Raw genomic sequence first — 17,999 nt, forward strand, 5'->3', positions numbered from 1 at the left:
GAAAAAAAGTGGCTATCGGTGCGTGTATGCAGGAGAGTGCTTTTCTGGCATTTCCGTCGCACTCGGTGCTTAGCAAGCGATAAACACATTGTAAGGATAACATATGAACAAGACTCAACTGATTGATGTAATTGCGGACAAGGCTGACCTGTCTAAAACCCAGGCTAAAGCAGCTCTGGAATCCACTCTGGCTGCAATTACCGAGTCTCTGAAAGAAGGTGATGCTGTTCAACTGGTTGGTTTCGGTACCTTCAAAGTGAACCACCGCGCTGAGCGTACTGGCCGCAACCCGCAGACCGGTAAAGAAATCAAAATCGCTGCAGCTAACGTGCCGGCGTTTGTTTCTGGCAAAGCACTGAAAGACGCAGTTAAGTAAGACTGCGTGGCTGGACACAGTTTTAACGAAGGGGCGATTTCGCCCCTTTTGTCTGCCTGGTTTCGCCCGCTCGTGATTGCGGGGGCCCTGCTGCTGTCGTCCTGCAGCCACCACGACTCCCTTCCTCCTTTTACCTCCAGCGGCTATGCGGATAACCAGGGCGCGGTGCGCATCTGGCGCAAAGATGCCGATAGCGATACTCACCTGCTGGTCGCCTTTAGCCCCTGGCGCGGCGATAACACTACCGTCAGCGAATACCGCTGGAAGGGCGACGCGCTGACGCTGATTGACGTGAATGTCTTTGGCAAGACGGCGGAGAAAGTCGGTATACGCTTTGACGCTCGCGGCGAGCTGAGCTTTATGCAGCATGAGGCTAACGGCCAGAAGCAGCAGCTATCAACCGATCAGATAGCGCTGTACCGCGTCAAGGCGCAGCAGATCCGCCAGACCAGCGACGCGCTCCGTCAGGGCCACATTACCCTGCACCAGGGACGCTGGCGTGCCAATCACACTATCCTGACCTGCGAAGGGCAGACGGTGCAGCCCGCGCTGGAAGCCCGCGATCTCGCCTTTATCGAACGGCGACAGGGCCGCGCTACCGCGGACGTCAGCGTTGCCTGGCTGGAAGCGCCGGAAGGCGTACAGCTGCTGATGGTGGCTAACGAAGACTTCTGCCGCTGGCAGCCGACCAAAAAAACCTTCTGAAGATCCCACGCTTAAGATCTGCGCCCTGCTATCACAATCAAGGCCTGCCATCGCCTGCGGAGACGCTCCCGGCTTCGACATCGCGCGTCTGAGCCCTGAAAAAAAGGCCCCCGGCGAAACCGCCGGAGGCCCTGTCTTCGTCAGACTAGCGCTATTTGATAACGATAGTGTTGATGATATTTTCCGCGGCGGTCTGCGCCTTTTGCTGGTCGTCGGCCGGCAGCGTGATTTGCAGCGTCAGCAGCTGGTTGTCCACTTTGCCCAATACCACGGACGAATAGGCGGTCTGGCCCTTAGCCGAGATGATGGTGTCGAGCTGCTGCAGCGTCTGTCCCTTCAGCTCGATAGATTTATTGGTCACCACCTGCAGCTGCGGATCCCGGGCGCGCTGCTGGTCTTCAAGACTTGATGCCAGCGTGCCCAGATCTTCACTGGTACCGCCGCTCATGATAACGATGACCGCTTTCTGACCGGTGGCATCAGAGTAAACGTGCATATTGTTGGCCTGGGTGCCCAGCTTGCCGCTCTGATCGGACATCCCGGCGGGCAGGGCGAAGGTTAGCTTGCCGTCCAGCAGGCTGACCGGCTGTCCGGTAGCGTTGCTCTCGGCGGCGGCGCCCTGCGCAGGCGCTTTGCTGTCGCTGTTATCACAGGCCGCGAGCCCGATGACCAGCAGACCAATACCGGCATATTTCACCAAATTGCGCATCGACTTTTCCTTTCTATAAACAGCCGTTAACGGCAGATCGGATTATCTTATCACAACCCGCGCCGGGCGCTCTTAGCCCGGCTGAAAAGCGCGGATTTCAGATTTATCCGCCAGCCTTTTCAACAGCATATTGAGCAGCACGCCGTACATCGGCAGGAAGAACACGATGCTGATAAGCACCTTGAAGCTGTAGTCCACCAGCGCGATTTCAACCCAGTGGTTTGCCATAAATGCATCCGGGCTGCGCCAGAAGGCGATAAAGAAGAACGCAAGCGTGTCGCTGATGTTGCCGAACAGCGTCGACGCGGTCGGGGCCAGCCACCAGCGGCGGCTCTGGCGCAGCCGGTTGAAGACGTGAACGTCGAGGATCTGCCCCAGTGCGTAGGCCATAAAGCTGGCGGCGGCGATGCGTGCCACAAACAGGTTGAAGTGGGTCAGCGCCGCAAATCCCTGCCATTGCCCCATATAGAACAGAGACGAAATCGCGTAGGAGACGATAAGCGACGGTATCATCACCGCGAGAATGATCTTACGCGCCAGCGGGGCGCCGAAAATCCGCACGGTTAAATCGGTAGCGAGGAAAATAAACGGAAAGCTGAACGCGCCCCAGGTAGTGTGAAACCCGAACACGGAAACCGGCAGCTGTACCAGATAGTTGCTGGAGATGATCACCAGCAGGTGAAAAAGCGAAAGCCAGGCCAGCACCTTCACGCGCTGGTGTTTTGAAAACTGCATCATAGTGTGACCTTTTTTAATGTTGGGGTGAGGGAACCCAATAAAACCTGCCCGATGAAAGCGTCACCGTGCGGCACAGCGCGCGGGGCAAATGTCGAAAACGCCGCATCATACTGCTTTAAGCGCTATTTGCAATGGTGAATTTTCGCGCAATCGTTAACCTGTTTGCTTTGACCGGCGTGGGGCGTAAACTACAGCCGTTTTTTTCCAGATGAGAAGACCATGACCGATCTCTTTTCCAACCCAGACCAGACGCTCGATGCGTTGGGCCTCCGCTGCCCGGAGCCGGTGATGATGGTGCGTAAAACCGTCCGCACCATGCAGGAAGGCGAAACATTGCTGATTATCGCCGACGATCCGGCCACTACTCGCGACATTCCCGGCTTTTGCCGCTTTATGGAACACGAGCTGGTGGCCGAGCACACCGACGATTTACCGTACCGCTACCTGATCCGCAAAGGACGCTAGTCCAGCCGTTTCCTATCGCCGGCGGCGCAGCAGGCGCAGCGCGTTTGCGGTCACCAGTACCGTTGCGCCGGTATCGGCCATCACCGCCAGCCACAGCCCGGTTATCCCCAGCAGCGTGGTTACCAGAAAGATAGCCTTGAGCCCCAGCGCAATGCCGATATTCTGGCGGATATTGGCGTGGGTCGCCCGGGCGATAGCTATCATCTGCGCGAGACCGGTAAGCCGGTTGCTGGTCAGCGCCGCGTCGGCGGCCTCCAGCGCCACGTCGGTGCCGCTGCCCATCGCGATACCCAGCGTCGCCGCTTTCATCGCCGGCGCATCGTTAATCCCGTCGCCGATCATTGCCAGCGGCGCGCTGTCGTTCAGGCGGGTAACCTCATTGACTTTGTCCGCCGGCAGCATGCCCGCGCGGTAGTCGAGCCCCAGCTCCCCGGCGATGGCCGCCGCCGCGCGCGGATTGTCGCCGGTGAGCATAACCCCCTGAATACCGAGCTGGCGAAGGGCGTCAACCGCCTCGCGGGCGTCGTCGCGCAGCGTGTCGCGCAGGGCGATAAGCCCCAGCAGCGCGTCGTTTTTAACCACCGCCACGACGGTTTGCCCGGCGCTTTCCAGCTGCTGGATTTGAGCCGTTTCGTCTCCTCCGGCATGTTTGCCGGGGGCGCAAATCAGTACCCTCTCGCCGTCGACTATCGCCTCGATGCCGGATCCGGCCAGCGCGCGCTGGGCGCGGGCTTCGGGAACAGGCAGTCGGCGCTTTTGCGCTTCCTGCACGATGGCCTGCGCTAGCGGATGGTGCGAGCCCTGCTCAACGGCAGCCGCCAGCGCCAGCAGATCGTCTTCACCCATGCCGGTGCAACTCACCACGGCCGTGACCTGTGGTTTGCCAACCGTCAGCGTCCCGGTTTTATCAAAAGCCACCTGCCTGATTTGCCCCAGGCGCTCCAGCGCGGCCCCGCCCTTGATCAGCGCGCCGCGGCGGGCCGCCGCCGCCAGACCGGAGGTGATCGCCGCCGGCGTGGAGATCACCAGCGCGCAGGGGCAGCCGATCAGCAGCAGCGCCAGCCCCTTGTAAATCCACGGCATCCAGGGCGCGGCAAAGAGCAGGGGAGGGATAACCGCAACCAGCAGGGCAATGCCCATGATGGCCGGAGTGTATACCCGGCTGAAGCGGTCAATAAACCGCTCAACCGGCGCGCGGCGCTCTTCTGACTCTTCCATCAGGCGCAGAATGCGGTCAATCGCGCTGTCGCCCGGCTCGGAAGTGACCGTTAGCTGCACCAGCCTGTCGACGCTGGTGGAGCCTGCCGCAACCCGCTCGCCTGTGCGGCGCTCTACCGGCACCGACTCCCCGGTCAGGGCGCTTTCATCGAAGCTGGCGAAGTCCGACAGCAGCGCGGCGTCCGCCGGCAGCCGCCCGCCGGCCGCCACTTCAATCACGTCGCCGGGGCGCAGCTCGCGCTGGGGGATGGTTTCGCGCCGGCCGTCGCGCAGGCGTACCGCGGTGTCCGGCGTCAGCGCCATCAGTGCGCTAACCCCCTGGCGGGCGCGCCCTGCGGCCCAGCCTTCAAGACGCTCGCCAACCATATACAGCAGCAGCACCATCGCCGCTTCCGCCGTCGCGCCAATCACCAGCGCGCCGATAGCCGCCACGCTCATCAGCATTTCGATGGCGAACCAGCTTCCGCTTTTGATAAGGCGCAGCGCCTGGCGGGCAATGGGGAACAGCGCCACCAGCGTGGTAATGACAAATGCCGCCTGTCCGGCGGGATGATTAAGGTGCTCCAGCCCCCAGCTCAGCGCCATCAGCACCGCGAGGATGATAATCGGCAGGTTCTCTTTTAGGCGGGATCCCGCGGGCTGCGGCGACGCGTCCGTGTTGCCCAGGGCGTAGCCCGCGGCTTTTACCGCCTGCTCAACTGCGCCACGCACGTCGCCGTCCGCGTCGATAACCAGTTTTTCGGTGGCAAACAGCACCTGCGCGCGGGTGACGCCTTCGACCCGGCGGGCGGCGTTTTCTACTTTGCGGGCGCAGGCGGCGCAGTCCATGCCGCTGACGTTCCAGCTGTAGCGCGTGCCGCCGGCAATCTCAGGCACTTCCTCCGGCGAATTCCAGCTATCGGTACCGCAGCAGCAGGCATGAGGATCTTTGGCCTCCGGCGTAAAGCGCAGTGCGGAAAACGAGGGGATCGTCTTATCGTGGGTTTCTGGCGTAGGCATGGCAGCTTCCGGTAAATGATAATTTTCTCATTAACCGGAAGCTTACACTCTGGAGTCGACTCCAGAGTCAAGGGGTTTAGATGTAAAGCGCGCGGACGATCAGGAAGTGGCCGGCGAAGTAGCAACCGGATGACAGGGCGGTATCGGCGCGAAAGCGATAGCGGTAGTGGCTAAAGAGCCAGATAGCGTGGCCCAGCAGCAGCAGCGCCGCGCCGAGAAAGCCGGAGAGCGCAGCGGCGATAGGGCGGAAGAACCACAGTTCGCCCGCCAGCCAGACCATCACCAGCGTCATGCCGATAAACGTCGACACTGGCATCTTAAGCTCGTCGAGCCGCGTCCACAGTGTCGCCAGCAGCACGATGCCGATAACCAGCAGGGCCAGCGGCAGCGGCCAGAAGAAAGAGAGCGTCATCTGGCTGGCAAACCAGATGGTGTAGAGCAGATGCGAGAGGAAAAAGGCGCCAATGGCGTACAGGCGCCGCCCGCCGGGGAGCATACCCAGCGCGTCGCCCACCAGCGAGGCGCACAGACCGGCCAGTACCAGATAGCTGACGGCGGTGAACATCGGCGCCTGCCAGGCCAGCAGCAGTAGCAGAATTAGCGTAATGGGTTTAAATACCCAGCGCTGCCAGACGGGACCGCGATAAGACGCATCCACGTACAGCCAGCCGGACAGACAGACAGCAATAAATGACCAAAGCATATTAAGTCCCTGTATCTGTTATTTTTAACAAACTGCACCGCCTTCAGTGTAGTGGCCCGGGAAGCGGAATGGCAATGCCAACGCGTCCGGCGTATGCTGATTTCCGCTAATTCTGATGAGGTCAACCGTGCATAAAATTCCGCTGTTTCTGATCGTCCTGGTGGCGATTATTGTGATTGCCGCGTCGTTTCGCTTTGTGCAGCAGCGCCGCGAGCAGAGGGAAAATGCGGCTGCGCCGCTGGTGCAAAAGGCGGCAGTTGTCAGCAGCAAGCGCGAAAAGGTGCTCAACGACCGGCGCTCGCGCCAGCAGATGACCGCGCCCGCGGGCAGCACTATCCGCTATGAAGTGGGTTTTAAGCCGCTCGCAGGCGGCATTGAAGCGCGCTATCGGCTGAGCGAGGCGCAGTACCATCAGATGACGGTGGGCGATAAAGGCACCCTGAGCGTCCGAGGAAGCCAGTTTGTCGCCTTTACGCCCGGGTGAGGATTACTTCTTCAGGGTGGCCTTCAGCTTTTTCTGCCAGACCAGCAGTTCAAAAACGCCAAACAGAAAAATGCGGATCTCCTCCGCGCGGGTCATCTGCGGCCCGTCTTTGGGCAGCGTCGATTTCATCAGCGCGGTCTGCATCCCGTGCATCAGCACCATAAACACCAGCGCCACGTTAACAAAGATGTTCAGCGGGCGCGGGAAGGGGTGAAACAGATTCAGTATTAAAAAAGCCCAGACGCAAAGCATCAGCAGGCGGCCCAGATTAAGCAACATTCAATTCTCCTCAGCGTCGCGTTGATACAGGCGATAGGCCACCTGCCCGGCAACTTTTTCCCGGTATAAGTTCCAGCCCGGCGGCACCTGCGGCAGGCCGCTTTCCACTTCGCTTTCCACGTAGATAAGCGCCTCGTCGGCCAGCCAGCCGTTGGCTTCCAGCAGCCGCAGGGTTTCATCCAGCAGGCCTTTGCGAAACGGCGGATCGATAAATACCACGTCGTGCGGCGTGCCGGGCTGGGCCAGAAACGTCAGGGTATTAGTATTGACCACGCTGGCGTTGCTGGCCTTTAAGGTCGCCAGATTCTTTTGCAGCTGCTGGGCGACGCCGCGCTCCATCTCCAGCAGCGTGGCGCTGGCGGCATAGCGCGACAGCGCTTCAAGGCCCAGGGCGCCGCTGCCGGCAAAGCAGTCGAGACAGCGGGCGTCGACCATTGCGGGCGCCAGCCAGTTAAAAAGCGTCTCGCGAACGCGGTCAGTTGTGGGACGCAGTCCGGGGCTGTCGGGCACGGTTAGCTTACGCCCGCGCCATTGACCGCCTATAATGCGGATCTGGCCGCTGCCGCTGTGGTTTGGTTTCTTCATGGTGTTATTTAGCCTGGTGCCGGATCGTTTTTCCAGCGGTGATGCGCGTTCAGTTAAGTGATAGACTATTTCATCATTTTTTTAGCTTCCATGTACATAGCGGAGACGCGGTGCCGGGAGTCAACAGCGAAGAGTGTAGTGGCCGATGGCAAAGAACAAAAAGAAAGGCTTTTTTTCCTGGCTGGGTTTTGGCAATAAAGAGCAGGAACCACAGCAGGAAGCCGAACAGCAGCAAACTGAGATAGAGCAAACCTCCGCCGAGCCCGCTGTTGACGAGGTTGTCGAGCAGCGCGCGGCCGAGCCTGAGGCGCAGTCTCCCGCCCACAGCGAAGAGGAGTCCCGGGTATTCGCTGAGGATGTTGTTGAGGTCACTCAGGAGGTCGTCGCCCAGGAGAGCGCTGCGCCGGCAGCTGAATCCCAGCCAGAAGACGCGCCTGCCGTCGCAATTGTGCCGCAGCCGGAAGCTATCCCGGAGCCCGCGCCGGTTGTCGAACCGCCGGTGGCGACGCCTGAGCCGGTCGCCGCTGAGCCGGTTGTTGAACAAGCGCCAGTCGTTGAAGACGCGCCGGTTGTTATCGCGCAGCCGGCGCCTGTCGCGAAAGAAGAGACGCCGGTCGAGATCGTTGAAGATGACGCGACTGCCGAAGAGCCGCCGCTGAGCGATGAGGAGCTGGAAGCCCTGGCACTGGCCTCGGCAGAAGAAGCACCGCAGGACGAAGACGAGATTATCGACGTCGTCCAGCCCCAGCAGGAGCAGGAAAAACCAACTAAAGAGGGTTTTTTCGCCCGTTTGAAGCGCAGCCTGCTAAAAACCAAAGAAAACCTCGGTTCCGGATTTATCAGCCTGTTCCGCGGCAAGAAAATCGACGACGATCTGTTTGAAGAGCTGGAAGAGCAGCTGCTGATTGCCGACGTTGGCGTTGATACCACGCGCAAGATCATTGCCAGCCTCACCGAAGGCGCAAGCCGCAAGCAGCTGCGCGATGCCGAGGCGCTGTACGGCCTGCTGAAAGATGAAATGGGCCAGATCCTCGCAAAAGTGGACGAACCGCTTAATATTGAAGGGAAAACGCCGTTTGTCATTCTGATGGTCGGCGTGAACGGCGTGGGCAAAACCACTACCATCGGCAAGCTGGCGCGCCAGTTTGAGCAGCAGGGCAAATCGGTGATGCTGGCGGCGGGGGATACCTTCCGCGCGGCGGCGGTTGAGCAGCTGCAGGTATGGGGCCAGCGCAATAATATTCCGGTCATTGCCCAGCATACCGGCGCAGATTCCGCATCCGTTATTTTTGATGCTATTCAGGCCGCCAAAGCGCGCAATGTCGATGTGCTGATTGCCGATACCGCCGGCCGCCTGCAAAACAAATCGCACCTGATGGAAGAGCTGAAGAAAATCGTCAGGGTGATGAAAAAACTTGATGAAGACGCGCCGCACGAAGTCATGCTGACCATTGATGCCAGCACCGGGCAGAATGCGATTAGCCAGGCGAAGCTGTTCCACGAAGCGGTTGGCCTCACCGGCATCACGCTGACCAAGCTGGACGGCACCGCTAAAGGCGGCGTTATCTTCTCGGTGGCTGACCAGTTCGGTATTCCGATTCGCTACATCGGCGTTGGCGAACGTATCGAAGACTTGCGTCCGTTTAAATCGGACGACTTTATAGAGGCACTTTTTGCCCGAGAGGATTAACAATGATTCGCTTTGAACACGTCAGCAAAGCCTATCTCGGTGGGAGACAAGCGCTGCAGGGCATTAATTTCCGCCTGCAGCCGGGCGAGATGGCATTTCTGACCGGCCACTCCGGCGCGGGTAAAAGTACCCTGCTGAAGCTTATCTGCGGTATCGAGCGTCCCAGCGCCGGCAAGATCTGGTTTAGCGGCCATGAGATAAGCCGCCTGAAAAATCGCGAGGTGCCGTTTTTGCGCCGCCAGATAGGCATGATTTTTCAGGATCACCACCTGCTGATGGATCGCACCGTTTTCGATAACGTCGCTATTCCGCTGATTATCGCTGGCGCGAGCGTGGACGATATTCGCCGCCGCGTCTCGGCGGCGCTGGATAAGGTGGGCCTGCTGGACAAAGCGAAGAGTTTTCCTATCCAGCTTTCCGGCGGCGAGCAGCAGCGCGTGGGCATTGCCCGTGCGGTAGTCAACAAGCCCGCGGTGCTGCTGGCGGATGAACCGACCGGTAACCTCGACGAGGCGCTGTCGGAAGGTATCCTGCGCCTGTTTGAAGAGTTTAACCGCGTCGGCGTGACGGTACTGATGGCTACCCACGACATGGGGCTTATTCACAGCCGCAACTACCGCATTCTGACCCTTAGCGACGGACATCTGCACGGAGGCCACGGTGAATAAACGCGAGGCGATGAACCACATTCGCCAGTTCGGCAACCGGTTTGACCGGCTGCGGCAATCGGCAGGCGGCAAGAGCGGCAGCGGCGGTCCCTCGCCGAAGCGGCAAAAAGCGCCCTCTAAACCCAGCTCCCGTAAAACCAACGTCTTTAACGAGCAGGTGCGCTACGCGTTCCACGGCGCGCTGCAGGACTTAAAGAGCAAGCCGCTGGCCACCTTCCTTACGGTGATGGTGATCGCCATTTCTCTGACGCTGCCGAGCGTCTGCTACATGGTTTACAAAAACGTCAACACGGCGGCCTCGCAGTACTATCCGTCGCCGCAGATCACCGTCTATCTTGAAAAAACGCTGGATGACGATGCGGCGGCCAGGGTCGTCGGGCAGCTGCAGGCGGAGCCCGGCGTGGATAAGGTGAACTACCTTTCCCGCGACGAGGCGCTGGGCGAGTTCCGCAACTGGTCCGGTTTTGGCGGCGCGCTGGATATGCTGGAAGAGAACCCGCTGCCTGCGGTGGCGGTGGTGGTGCCGAAGCTCGATTTTCAGAGCACCGATGCGCTAACCACGCTGCGGGATCGCGTGTCGAAAATTCAGGGCGTCGATGAGGTGCGGATGGACGACAGCTGGTTCGCCCGCCTGGCGTCGATCACCAGCCTGGTTGGCCGCGTATCGGCGATGATTGGCGTGCTGATGGTGGCGGCGGTATTCCTCGTTATCGGTAACAGCGTGCGCTTAAGCATCTTTGCCCGCCGCGATACCATTAACGTGCAGAAACTGATTGGCGCGACGGACGGCTTTATTTTGCGCCCGTTCCTGTACGGCGGCGCGCTGCTCGGTTTTACCGGCTCATTTCTGTCGCTGATTCTGTCAGAAATCCTCGTCATGCGGCTCTCGTCGGCGGTCACCGAGGTGGCGAAAGTGTTCGGTACGCAGTTCGAATTAAGCGGGCTCGGTTTTGACGAATGTCTGCTGATGCTGCTGGTTTGTTCGATGATCGGCTGGGTTGCTGCCTGGCTCGCAACTGTACAACATTTACGTCACTTTACCCCCGAATAAAGAATTTCTGTTATACTCTTTCCCTGTTGCAATGAGTTCTGTTGCCAGCAGGGAAAGCGTTTTACCTACTCTGTTTTCCCCGCCTCAATCATCATCGCAGTGTCACATTTTGTGCCAGGTTTATTCACAACCGCGTGTTGAACTTGTGGACAAAATTAATGTCTGATACAAGTGCGTTTGATAGCGCTGTTGCTCATTGGATCTGGTCCAAACGTTGCCTGATGGGGACGACGCGGCCAGGACGAAATTTGAGAGGATTGAATGACCAAAGAAATGCAAACTTTAGCTTTAGCCCCGGTTGGTAACCTGGAATCTTACGTCCGGGCTGCAAACGCATGGCCGATGTTGTCGGCTGATGAAGAGCGGGCGTTGGCGGAAAAGCTGCATTACCAGGGCGATCTGGAAGCAGCTAAGACGCTGATCCTGTCTCACCTGCGCTTTGTTGTTCACGTTGCTCGTAACTACTCGGGCTATGGTCTTCCGCAGGCCGACCTGATTCAGGAAGGCAATATCGGGCTGATGAAAGCCGTTCGCCGCTTCAATCCGGAAGTAGGCGTGCGCCTTGTCTCCTTCGCCGTGCACTGGATCAAAGCTGAAATTCACGAATACGTGCTGCGTAACTGGCGTATCGTGAAGGTCGCAACCACGAAAGCGCAGCGCAAGCTGTTCTTCAACCTGCGTAAAAACAAGCAGCGTCTGGGCTGGTTTAACCAGGACGAAGTGGAAATGGTCGCACGCGAGCTGGGCGTTTCCAGCAAAGACGTGCGTGAAATGGAGTCGCGTATGGCGGCCCAGGACATGACCTTTGATATGTCTTCTGACGACGACGCCGACGGTCAGCCAATGGCGCCGGTGCTGTTTTTGCAGGATAAAACCTCCAACTTCGCCGACGGCATTGAAGACGACAACTGGGAAGAGCAGGCGGCTAACAAGCTGACTGACGCTATGCAGGGTCTCGACGAGCGTAGCCAGGATATTATCCGCGCCCGCTGGCTGGATGAAGACAACAAGTCTACGCTGCAGGAGCTGGCAAACCGCTACGGCGTGTCCGCAGAGCGCGTGCGCCAGCTGGAAAAGAACGCCATGAAAAAGCTGCGTATCGCCATCGAGGCTTGATACCGCTTTTCCACCTTCTTATAAGAAGGCACCTGTAAAGGGCACCCATCGCGGTGCCCTTTAGTTTTTTATACACTCCAGTAACAGCTTAAACGCGCTCTCCATTTCTTCTTCCGGCATTGCCGCAAATCCCATCAGCAGCCCGCGCTGCACCGGCTCATTCAGATAGTAGCGGGAGAGTGGGCGCACCAGAATGCCTTTGGCGTTGGCCCTGGTGGCCAGCGCCGTATCGTCGCAGCCCGCATCGAGCTTCAGCACCAGATGCAGCCCGGCGTTGTCGTTAAACTCGCTCAGCGCCTCGCGGCCGAGATAATCGATGATAAGTCCGGCCAGCCGCTGGCGGCGGCGTCCGTACAGCAGGCGCATCCGGCGAATATGCGCCGTGTAGTGGCCTTCGCTGATGAACTGCGCCAGCGCCTCCTGCTCCGCCAGCCGCCCGCTGCGGTACAGCTCGCCGTGGGCAGTTTTCAGCGCAGTAGCCAGCGGACGGGGCAGCACCACGTAACCCAACCTCATGCCCGGCCACAGGGTTTTACTGAAGGTGCCGACATAAATCACCGGCGCTTCGTCCACCAGCCCCTGCAGGGCCGGAATTGGCTGGCCGGAGAAGCGAAACTCGCTGTCGTAATCATCTTCCACGATCCAGCTTCCGGTCTGCTTCGCCAGGGCCAGCAGGCGCTGGCGGCGCGCCAGGCTCATCACGCAGCCCAGCGGATACTGGTGCGACGGCGTGACGAAAATTAGCCGCGGCGGATTTTCCCCGGCGTCCGGCGGATCCATGCCGCTGAGATCGACGTCGACCGCCTTCAGGCTGACGCCGTTCATCTGCAGAACGTTGCGGATCCCCCAGTAGGCCGGCTCCTCTATCCACGCGCTATCGCCGGGATTACACAGCATCCGCGACACCAGATCGATAGCCTGGTGAATACCCTCGACGATTAAAATCTGCTCCGGCCCGCAGCGCACCGAGCGGGCGACGCGCAGATACTCCATTAGCGCCTGATGCAGGGCGGGGCTGCCGCCGGGCGGGCTGTAGGAGAGTCGTTCCGGGCGCGGCTTGCGGCTGACCCGGGCGCGGATTTTGTGCAGCAGGGCGTGGGGAAACTCGGTGACGTCGGGCACGCCGGGTAAAAACGCGCCCCACTGGCGGGGGCTGGCGCGGCCGTGGGCGAGCAGATTTTCTCCCCGCGCCGACAGCGTAATGCTGCGCGCGTCGCCCTGGCCTGTCTGGTGATAGCCGGAGGCGAACAGCAGCGCGTCCGGCACCGTGTCCGCGACGAAAGTGCCGCTGCCGGAGCGGGAAACAATGTAGCCCTCGGCCAGCAGCTGCTCGTAAACCGTCAGCACCGTATTGCGCGACAGCCCGAGCTGGGTAGCCAGATCCCGCGACGGCGGCAGCCGGCTGCCGGTAGTCAGGCTGCCATCGAGGATCGCCGCGCGCACGGCGTTATACAGCTTTTTATGCAGCCGGCCCTCCGGCTGCGCGTCCAGCCTGAGCTGCAGCAGATCGCACACTAAAGATCGCAATTGGATCCCTTAATTATTCAAAACTGGTACTCGATTATAGAACCGCCGGGGGTTAAAACCACTGTTATGTTTCGTAATTGTTAACACCAACCGTACATGAAAAAGGGTAAAGCCGATGAACAACAGTGAACTGAATCAGCGCCGCCTGCAGGCGACGCCGCGCGGTATAGGCGTGATGTGCGACTTCTATGCCGAGAGCGCGGATAACGCGACGCTGCGGGATACGCAGGGCAACGAAATGATTGATTTTGCTGCCGGTATCGCGGTGCTCAATACCGGCCACCGCCACCCGAAAGTGGTGGCCGCCATCGAGCAGCAGCTGAAGGCGTTTACCCACACCGCGTATCAAATAGTCCCGTATGAAAGCTACATCTCGCTGGCGGAAAAGATTAACCAGCGCGTGCCGGTCAGCGGCCCGGCCAAAACGGCCTTTTTCACTACCGGTGCAGAGGCGGTTGAGAACGCGGTCAAAATCGCCCGCGCCTACACGAAGCGTCCGGGGATTATTACTTTCGGCGGCGGCTTCCACGGCCGCACCTTTATGACTATGGCGCTGACCGGCAAAGTGGCACCCTACAAAATCGGCTTTGGCCCGTTCCCCGGTTCGGTCTTTCACGGCCTGTACCCTAACGCGCTGCACGGCGTCAGCACTGCCGACGCGCTGAAAAGCCTCGACCGCATCTTCAAGGCGGATATCGCCGCGGATCAGGTGGCGGCGATCGTTCTGGAGCCGGTACAGGGCGAGGGCGGCTTCAACGTGGCGCCCGCCGATTTTATGCAGGGGCTGCGCCAGCTGTGCGATACCCACGGTATTCTGCTGATCGCCGATGAAGTGCAGACCGGCTTTGCCCGCACCGGCAAGCTGTTTGCCATGGAGCATTACGACGTGAAGCCGGATTTGATCACGATGGCGAAAAGCCTCGCGGGCGGGATGCCGCTCTCCGCCGTGGCCGGACGCGCCGAGGTAATGGACGCGCCAGCTGCGGGCGGTCTGGGCGGCACCTATGCCGGTAACCCGCTGGCAGTCGCCGCCGCGCACGCCGTGCTGGAGGTGATTGAAGAAGAGCAGCTGTGCGCCCGCGCCGCGGAGCTTGGTCATCATCTGGTAGAGGTGCTCAACGGTGCCAAAGCCGACTGTCCCTATATTGCCGACGTGCGCGCCCAGGGCTCGATGGTGGCAGTAGAGTTTAACGATCCGCAGAGCGGTGAACCTTCACCGGCCTTCACCCGCCAGGTGCAGGAAAAGGCGCTGGCGCAGGGGCTTATCCTGCTGAGCTGTGGCGTTTACGGCAACGTCATCCGCTTCCTTTACCCTCTGACAATCCCGCAAACCCAGTTCCAGAACGCGCTGGAGATAATTCGACGCTCCCTCAGCCAATAGTGGCGGGCCGCTCTTCGGAGCGGCTTTTTTTGTCACGTTTTTGTTACATTCCCCGCAAAATCAGTATCCCAAACGTCACAAGATCGGGTATGTTTTTAGCACAGTCTGCTGAAAATGCGCGCTCAGTCGGCGAAATAATGAAATAAAGCGCTAAATAACAACATCACAACAAACGTAATAACCATAACAATGGGGAATATCAGGATGAACATGAAGGGTAAGGCGTTACTGGCAGGATGTATTGCGCTGGCGTTCAGTGCCGCGGTTCAGGCCGACATTAAAGTCGCGGTGGTTGGGGCGATGTCCGGCCCGGTTGCGCAGTACGGCGATCAGGAATTTACCGGCGCCGCGCAGGCGGTTGCCGACATTAACGCCAAAGGCGGGATCAAAGGCGAGAAGCTGCAAATCGTAAAATATGATGACGCCTGCGATCCGAAACAGGCGGTTGCGGTCGCCAACAAAGTGGTTAACGACGGCGTGAAGTACGTTATCGGCCACCTGTGCTCCTCTTCAACCCAGCCGGCCTCGGACATCTATGACGATGAAGGCATTCTGATGATCACCCCGGCGGCCACCGCGCCGGAGCTGACCGCGCGCGGTTACAAGCTGATCCTGCGCACCACCGGTCTCGACTCGGATCAGGGCCCGACGGCGGCAAAATACATTATCAACACCGTGAAGCCGAAGCGCATTGCGATCATTCACGATAAGCAGCAGTACGGCGAAGGCCTGGCGCGCTCGGTGCAGGACGGCCTGAAGGGCAAAGCGAACGTGGTGTTCTTTGACGGTATTACCGCCGGGGAGAAAGATTTCTCCACGCTGGTGGCCCGCCTGAAAAAAGAGAATATCGACTTCGTCTACTACGGCGGCTATCACCCGGAGCTGGGGCAGATCCTGCGCCAGGCCCGCGCGGCCGGTCTTAAAACCCAGTTTATGGGGCCGGAAGGTGTGGCTAACGTTTCTCTGTCGAACATCGCCGGTGAATCGTCAGAAGGCATCCTGGTGACCAAACTGAAAAATTACGATCAGGTTCCGGCTAACAAACCGGTTGTTGACGCCATCAAGGCGAAGAAACAGGATCCGAGCGGTGCTTTCGTCTGGACTACCTATGCCGCAATCCAGTCGCTGGCGGCCGGGCTGAATCAGTCCGACGATCCGGCGAAAATTGCCGACTGGCTGAAGGGCAATACCGTCGATACCGTGATGGGGCCGCTCTCCTGGGACAGCAAGGGCGACCTGAAAGGCTTTGAGTTCGGCGTCTTTACCTGGCACGCCAACGGCACCGCCACCGACGCGAAGTAATTCTCCTGCCGGGTGAGGGGCTGCCCTCACCCGCTTTTACGCTTCCCGCACTTTTTCCCAGCCGTTTTCATCGTTCACAAACCCCAGCGCCTGCATAAACGCATCCATTGCCGCAGCGTCTCCGGTACCGCGCTTCTCCATGTGCCAGCCGCGAATATCGGCATTGTCGCGCAGCGTCTCTTCCAGCAAATACTGGCCCACGCCGCGTCGGCGGGTGACTTCGCGCACGCACAGCGCGGCGAGCTGCGCCCGATCGCCGCGGCGAATGACCTGCACTGCGCCGAGCAGCCGGTCGTTAAAGCGCGCCGCGTAAAGCCGGTGCGTCTCGTTCAGGATTAATTCAGCGGGATCGGTATCCGGCCAGATTTTGCCGAGATCGATGCGGTCCTGCTCGCTGAGAGCAGTCAGTCTGAGAATAGTCAGTTTCATGTGAAGCCTGCAGATGCAAAAAGAATTCGCTGAGTGTATCGAAGATCGCAATTCACCGGTTTGACTTTTTTTCTTGCTGCCAGGGGATTTGTTTAGTTCTGCTGAAAACGGCGGCGAAATCGGTGGCTGAAATAAAAATAAACAAAACTTTAACCTGACTGCATGCCTTTTTATTGGCGAATTACACCGTTATTTTATGCTGAAAACCCCGCTTGTTTTTGTTTATCTCCCGATTAATACAGAATATTATCTTTGCTTAATCGACTGAAATATAGAGATTTTGGTCTTGTTTTTGGCTAAAAAACTCTATAAACCATTAAACAGAATGAAAAAAATAGCATTGTGCATAAAAAGCACAGTCTGAATTTTGTTCAAATAACAAAAAATTAACAGCACAACATCACGAACGGGGAGTTACACATGAAACGGAATGCAAAAACGCTGATCGCGGGCACGATCGCACTGGCCCTGTCGCAGACTGCGGTGGCAAAAGACATTAATGTGGCGGTGATTGGCGCGATGTCTGGCCCGGTTGCGCAGTGGGGTGATATGGAATTCAACGGCGCGCGGCAGGCGATTAAAGATATCAATGCCGCCGGCGGCATCAAGGGCGATAAGCTGGTTGCCGTCGAATATGACGACGCCTGCGATCCCAAGCAGGCGGTGGCGGTGGCCAACAAAGTGGTCAACGCAGGCATTAAATACGTCATCGGCCATCTTTGCTCCTCCTCCACCCAGCCGGCGTCCGATATTTATGAGGACGAGGGCATCCTGATGATCTCGCCGGGTGCCACCAACCCGGAGCTGACCCAGCGCGGCTACCAGTACATCATGCGCACCGCCGGGCTGGACTCGTCCCAGGGGCCGACCGCCGCGAAATATATTCTTGAGCATGTTAAGCCCCAGCGCATCGCCATCATTCACGATAAACAGCAGTACGGCGAAGGGCTGGCCCGCTCGGTGATGGACGGCCTGAAAAAAGGCGGCGCGAATGTAGTGTTCTTCGACGGTATCACCGCCGGGGAGAAAGACTTTTCTGCCCTCGTGGCGCGCCTGAAAAAAGAGAATATCGATTTCGTTTATTACGGCGGCTACTACCCGGAAATGGGGCAGATCCTGCGCCAGGCCCGCGCGGTGAATTTGAATACCCGCTTTATGGGCCCCGAGGGCGTGGGCAACTCCTCGCTCTCCAACATCGCGGGCGCGGCGGGAGAAGGCATGCTGGTTACGATGCCGAAACGCTATGACCAGGATCCGGCCAACAAAGCGATTGTTGACGCGCTGAAAGCAGAGAAAAAAGACCCGAGCGGCCCGTACGTGTGGATCACCTATGCGGCGGTGCAGTCGCTGGCGACCGCCATGGACCGCACCGGCAGCCGGGATCCGCTGGTGCTGGTGAAAGATTTAAAAGCTCACGGGGCAAAAACCGTGATTGGGCCGCTGAATTGGGATGAAAAAGGCGATCTGAAGGGATTTGAATTTGGGGTCTTCCAGTGGCACGCGGACGGTTCGTCCACCGTTGCACCGTAATAAGAAGACGCGTTATCCCGCTGCCCGCGCTTCGGTGCCGGGCA

At 59.0% G+C, this 17,999-nt stretch carries 19 protein-coding genes; 11 read left to right on the forward strand and 8 right to left on the reverse strand.

The genetic code is table 11. The features are described 5' to 3' along the window. Nucleotides 1–103 precede the first annotated feature (103 nt). A complete protein-coding gene (gene hupA, locus QZ766_RS07950) occupies nt 104–376 on the forward strand; it encodes a nucleoid-associated protein HU-alpha (protein WP_002438605.1) in 273 nt (90 codons plus the stop codon). Nucleotides 377–382: 6 nt separating this feature from the next. Continuing rightward, nucleotides 383–1,081, forward strand: coding sequence for a DUF1481 domain-containing protein (locus tag QZ766_RS07955; RefSeq protein ID WP_297199872.1), 699 nt, complete (start codon nt 383–385; stop codon nt 1,079–1,081). Nucleotides 1,082–1,232: 151 nt separating this feature from the next. Here QZ766_RS07955 and QZ766_RS07960 read toward each other — a convergent pair whose 3' ends face one another. Continuing rightward, nucleotides 1,233–1,790, reverse strand: coding sequence for a DcrB family lipoprotein (locus tag QZ766_RS07960; RefSeq protein WP_297199877.1), 558 nt, complete (start codon nt 1,788–1,790; stop codon nt 1,233–1,235). A 72-nt stretch (nt 1,791–1,862) separates the two neighbouring features. Then, the gene (locus tag QZ766_RS07965) at nt 1,863–2,528 is read right to left on the reverse strand and encodes a 7-cyano-7-deazaguanine/7-aminomethyl-7-deazaguanine transporter (RefSeq protein WP_297199880.1); all 666 of its coding nucleotides are present in this window, start codon (nt 2,526–2,528) and stop codon (nt 1,863–1,865) included. A gap of 219 nt (nt 2,529–2,747) precedes the next feature. Here QZ766_RS07965 and tusA point away from each other — a divergent pair, with 219 nt between their 5' ends. Next, on the forward strand, nt 2,748–2,993 hold the full coding sequence (tusA, locus tag QZ766_RS07970) for a sulfurtransferase TusA (RefSeq protein WP_297199883.1): 246 nt from the start codon (nt 2,748–2,750) through the stop codon (nt 2,991–2,993). A gap of 12 nt (nt 2,994–3,005) precedes the next feature. On the opposite strand, the gene zntA is transcribed toward tusA, so the two are convergent. Further along, the gene (gene zntA / locus QZ766_RS07975; RefSeq protein ID WP_297199886.1) at nt 3,006–5,210 is read right to left on the reverse strand and encodes a Zn(II)/Cd(II)/Pb(II) translocating P-type ATPase ZntA; all 2,205 of its coding nucleotides are present in this window, start codon (nt 5,208–5,210) and stop codon (nt 3,006–3,008) included. 76 nt (nt 5,211–5,286) lie between these two features. Beyond that, nucleotides 5,287–5,913 (reverse strand): lysoplasmalogenase, encoded by a 627-nt coding sequence (locus tag QZ766_RS07980; protein WP_297199888.1) that lies wholly within the window; start codon nt 5,911–5,913, stop codon nt 5,287–5,289. 127 nt (nt 5,914–6,040) lie between these two features. On the opposite strand from QZ766_RS07980, the gene QZ766_RS07985 reads away from it, so the two are divergent. After that, nucleotides 6,041–6,397 (forward strand): DUF2500 domain-containing protein, encoded by a 357-nt coding sequence (locus QZ766_RS07985; protein WP_297199891.1) that lies wholly within the window; start codon nt 6,041–6,043, stop codon nt 6,395–6,397. A gap of 3 nt (nt 6,398–6,400) precedes the next feature. Here the strand turns inward: QZ766_RS07985 and QZ766_RS07990 are convergent, their stop codons facing one another. Together QZ766_RS07990 and rsmD are read right to left on the reverse strand one after the other, a co-directional pair. Further along, nucleotides 6,401–6,676 (reverse strand): DUF1145 family protein, encoded by a 276-nt coding sequence (locus tag QZ766_RS07990; protein WP_297199894.1) that lies wholly within the window; start codon nt 6,674–6,676, stop codon nt 6,401–6,403. Continuing rightward, complete coding sequence (rsmD, locus tag QZ766_RS07995; protein ID WP_297199897.1) at nt 6,677–7,261, reverse strand: 16S rRNA (guanine(966)-N(2))-methyltransferase; 585 nt, start codon at nt 7,259–7,261, stop codon at nt 6,677–6,679. It abuts the gene before it with no gap. A 145-nt stretch (nt 7,262–7,406) separates the two neighbouring features. On the opposite strand from rsmD, the gene ftsY reads away from it, so the two are divergent. From ftsY to rpoH, 4 genes are all read left to right on the forward strand, one after another. Next, nucleotides 7,407–8,951 carry a signal recognition particle-docking protein FtsY gene (ftsY, locus tag QZ766_RS08000; RefSeq protein ID WP_297199900.1) on the forward strand — a complete coding sequence of 515 codons (1,545 nt, stop codon included), beginning with the start codon at nt 7,407–7,409 and terminating at the stop codon, nt 8,949–8,951. Between the two features lie 2 nt (nt 8,952–8,953). Then, nucleotides 8,954–9,619: a cell division ATP-binding protein FtsE gene (ftsE, locus tag QZ766_RS08005; protein ID WP_297199903.1), complete on the forward strand. Its 666-nt coding sequence runs from the start codon at nt 8,954–8,956 to the stop codon at nt 9,617–9,619. Next, complete coding sequence (gene ftsX / locus QZ766_RS08010; protein ID WP_297199906.1) at nt 9,612–10,670, forward strand: permease-like cell division protein FtsX; 1,059 nt, start codon at nt 9,612–9,614, stop codon at nt 10,668–10,670. The genes ftsE and ftsX overlap by 8 nt, the downstream gene beginning before the upstream one ends. 261 nt (nt 10,671–10,931) lie before the next feature. Continuing rightward, nucleotides 10,932–11,786, forward strand: a complete 855-nt coding sequence (gene rpoH / locus QZ766_RS08015; protein WP_297199909.1) for an RNA polymerase sigma factor RpoH — start codon at nt 10,932–10,934, stop codon at nt 11,784–11,786. Between the two features lie 60 nt (nt 11,787–11,846). Here the strand turns inward: rpoH and QZ766_RS08020 are convergent, their stop codons facing one another. Beyond that, a complete protein-coding gene (locus tag QZ766_RS08020; protein WP_297199912.1) occupies nt 11,847–13,313 on the reverse strand; it encodes a PLP-dependent aminotransferase family protein in 1,467 nt (488 codons plus the stop codon). Between the two features lie 115 nt (nt 13,314–13,428). Here QZ766_RS08020 and QZ766_RS08025 point away from each other — a divergent pair, with 115 nt between their 5' ends. Both QZ766_RS08025 and QZ766_RS08030 read left to right on the forward strand, forming a co-directional pair. Continuing rightward, complete coding sequence (locus QZ766_RS08025; protein ID WP_297199915.1) at nt 13,429–14,694, forward strand: 4-aminobutyrate--2-oxoglutarate transaminase; 1,266 nt, start codon at nt 13,429–13,431, stop codon at nt 14,692–14,694. A gap of 204 nt (nt 14,695–14,898) precedes the next feature. Continuing rightward, nucleotides 14,899–15,996, forward strand: coding sequence for a branched-chain amino acid ABC transporter substrate-binding protein (locus tag QZ766_RS08030; protein ID WP_297199918.1), 1,098 nt, complete (start codon nt 14,899–14,901; stop codon nt 15,994–15,996). Nucleotides 15,997–16,032: 36 nt separating this feature from the next. Here QZ766_RS08030 and panM read toward each other — a convergent pair whose 3' ends face one another. Next, entirely contained in the window at nt 16,033–16,425 is a 393-nt protein-coding gene (gene panM, locus QZ766_RS08035; protein WP_297199921.1) for an aspartate 1-decarboxylase autocleavage activator PanM, read from the reverse strand. Between the two features lie 420 nt (nt 16,426–16,845). On the opposite strand from panM, the gene livK reads away from it, so the two are divergent. Further along, entirely contained in the window at nt 16,846–17,955 is a 1,110-nt protein-coding gene (livK, locus tag QZ766_RS08040; RefSeq protein ID WP_297199924.1) for a high-affinity branched-chain amino acid ABC transporter substrate-binding protein LivK, read from the forward strand. Nucleotides 17,956–17,999 lie beyond the last annotated feature (44 nt).

The organism is uncultured Pluralibacter sp., from assembly GCF_913775985.1.
GTDB lineage: Bacteria > Pseudomonadota > Gammaproteobacteria > Enterobacterales > Enterobacteriaceae > Pluralibacter.

Bases quoted from the DNA above. Each gene is read 5' to 3' on its own strand.
- hupA (WP_002438605.1), top strand. From the start codon at position 104: ATGAACAAGACTCAACTGATTGATGTAATTGCGGACAAGGCTGACCTG.
- QZ766_RS07960 (WP_297199877.1), bottom strand. From the start codon at position 1,790: ATGCGCAATTTGGTGAAATATGCCGGTATTGGTCTGCTGGTCATCGGG.
- QZ766_RS07965 (WP_297199880.1), bottom strand. From the start codon at position 2,528: ATGATGCAGTTTTCAAAACACCAGCGCGTGAAGGTGCTGGCCTGGCTT.
- tusA (WP_297199883.1), top strand. From the start codon at position 2,748: ATGACCGATCTCTTTTCCAACCCAGACCAGACGCTCGATGCGTTGGGC.
- zntA (WP_297199886.1), bottom strand. From the start codon at position 5,210: ATGCCTACGCCAGAAACCCACGATAAGACGATCCCCTCGTTTTCCGCA.
- QZ766_RS07980 (WP_297199888.1), bottom strand. From the start codon at position 5,913: ATGCTTTGGTCATTTATTGCTGTCTGTCTGTCCGGCTGGCTGTACGTG.
- QZ766_RS07990 (WP_297199894.1), bottom strand. From the start codon at position 6,676: ATGTTGCTTAATCTGGGCCGCCTGCTGATGCTTTGCGTCTGGGCTTTT.
- rsmD (WP_297199897.1), bottom strand. From the start codon at position 7,261: ATGAAGAAACCAAACCACAGCGGCAGCGGCCAGATCCGCATTATAGGC.
- ftsY (WP_297199900.1), top strand. From the start codon at position 7,407: ATGGCAAAGAACAAAAAGAAAGGCTTTTTTTCCTGGCTGGGTTTTGGC.
- ftsE (WP_297199903.1), top strand. From the start codon at position 8,954: ATGATTCGCTTTGAACACGTCAGCAAAGCCTATCTCGGTGGGAGACAA.
- rpoH (WP_297199909.1), top strand. From the start codon at position 10,932: ATGACCAAAGAAATGCAAACTTTAGCTTTAGCCCCGGTTGGTAACCTG.
- QZ766_RS08025 (WP_297199915.1), top strand. From the start codon at position 13,429: ATGAACAACAGTGAACTGAATCAGCGCCGCCTGCAGGCGACGCCGCGC.
- QZ766_RS08030 (WP_297199918.1), top strand. From the start codon at position 14,899: ATGAACATGAAGGGTAAGGCGTTACTGGCAGGATGTATTGCGCTGGCG.
- panM (WP_297199921.1), bottom strand. From the start codon at position 16,425: ATGAAACTGACTATTCTCAGACTGACTGCTCTCAGCGAGCAGGACCGC.
- livK (WP_297199924.1), top strand. From the start codon at position 16,846: ATGAAACGGAATGCAAAAACGCTGATCGCGGGCACGATCGCACTGGCC.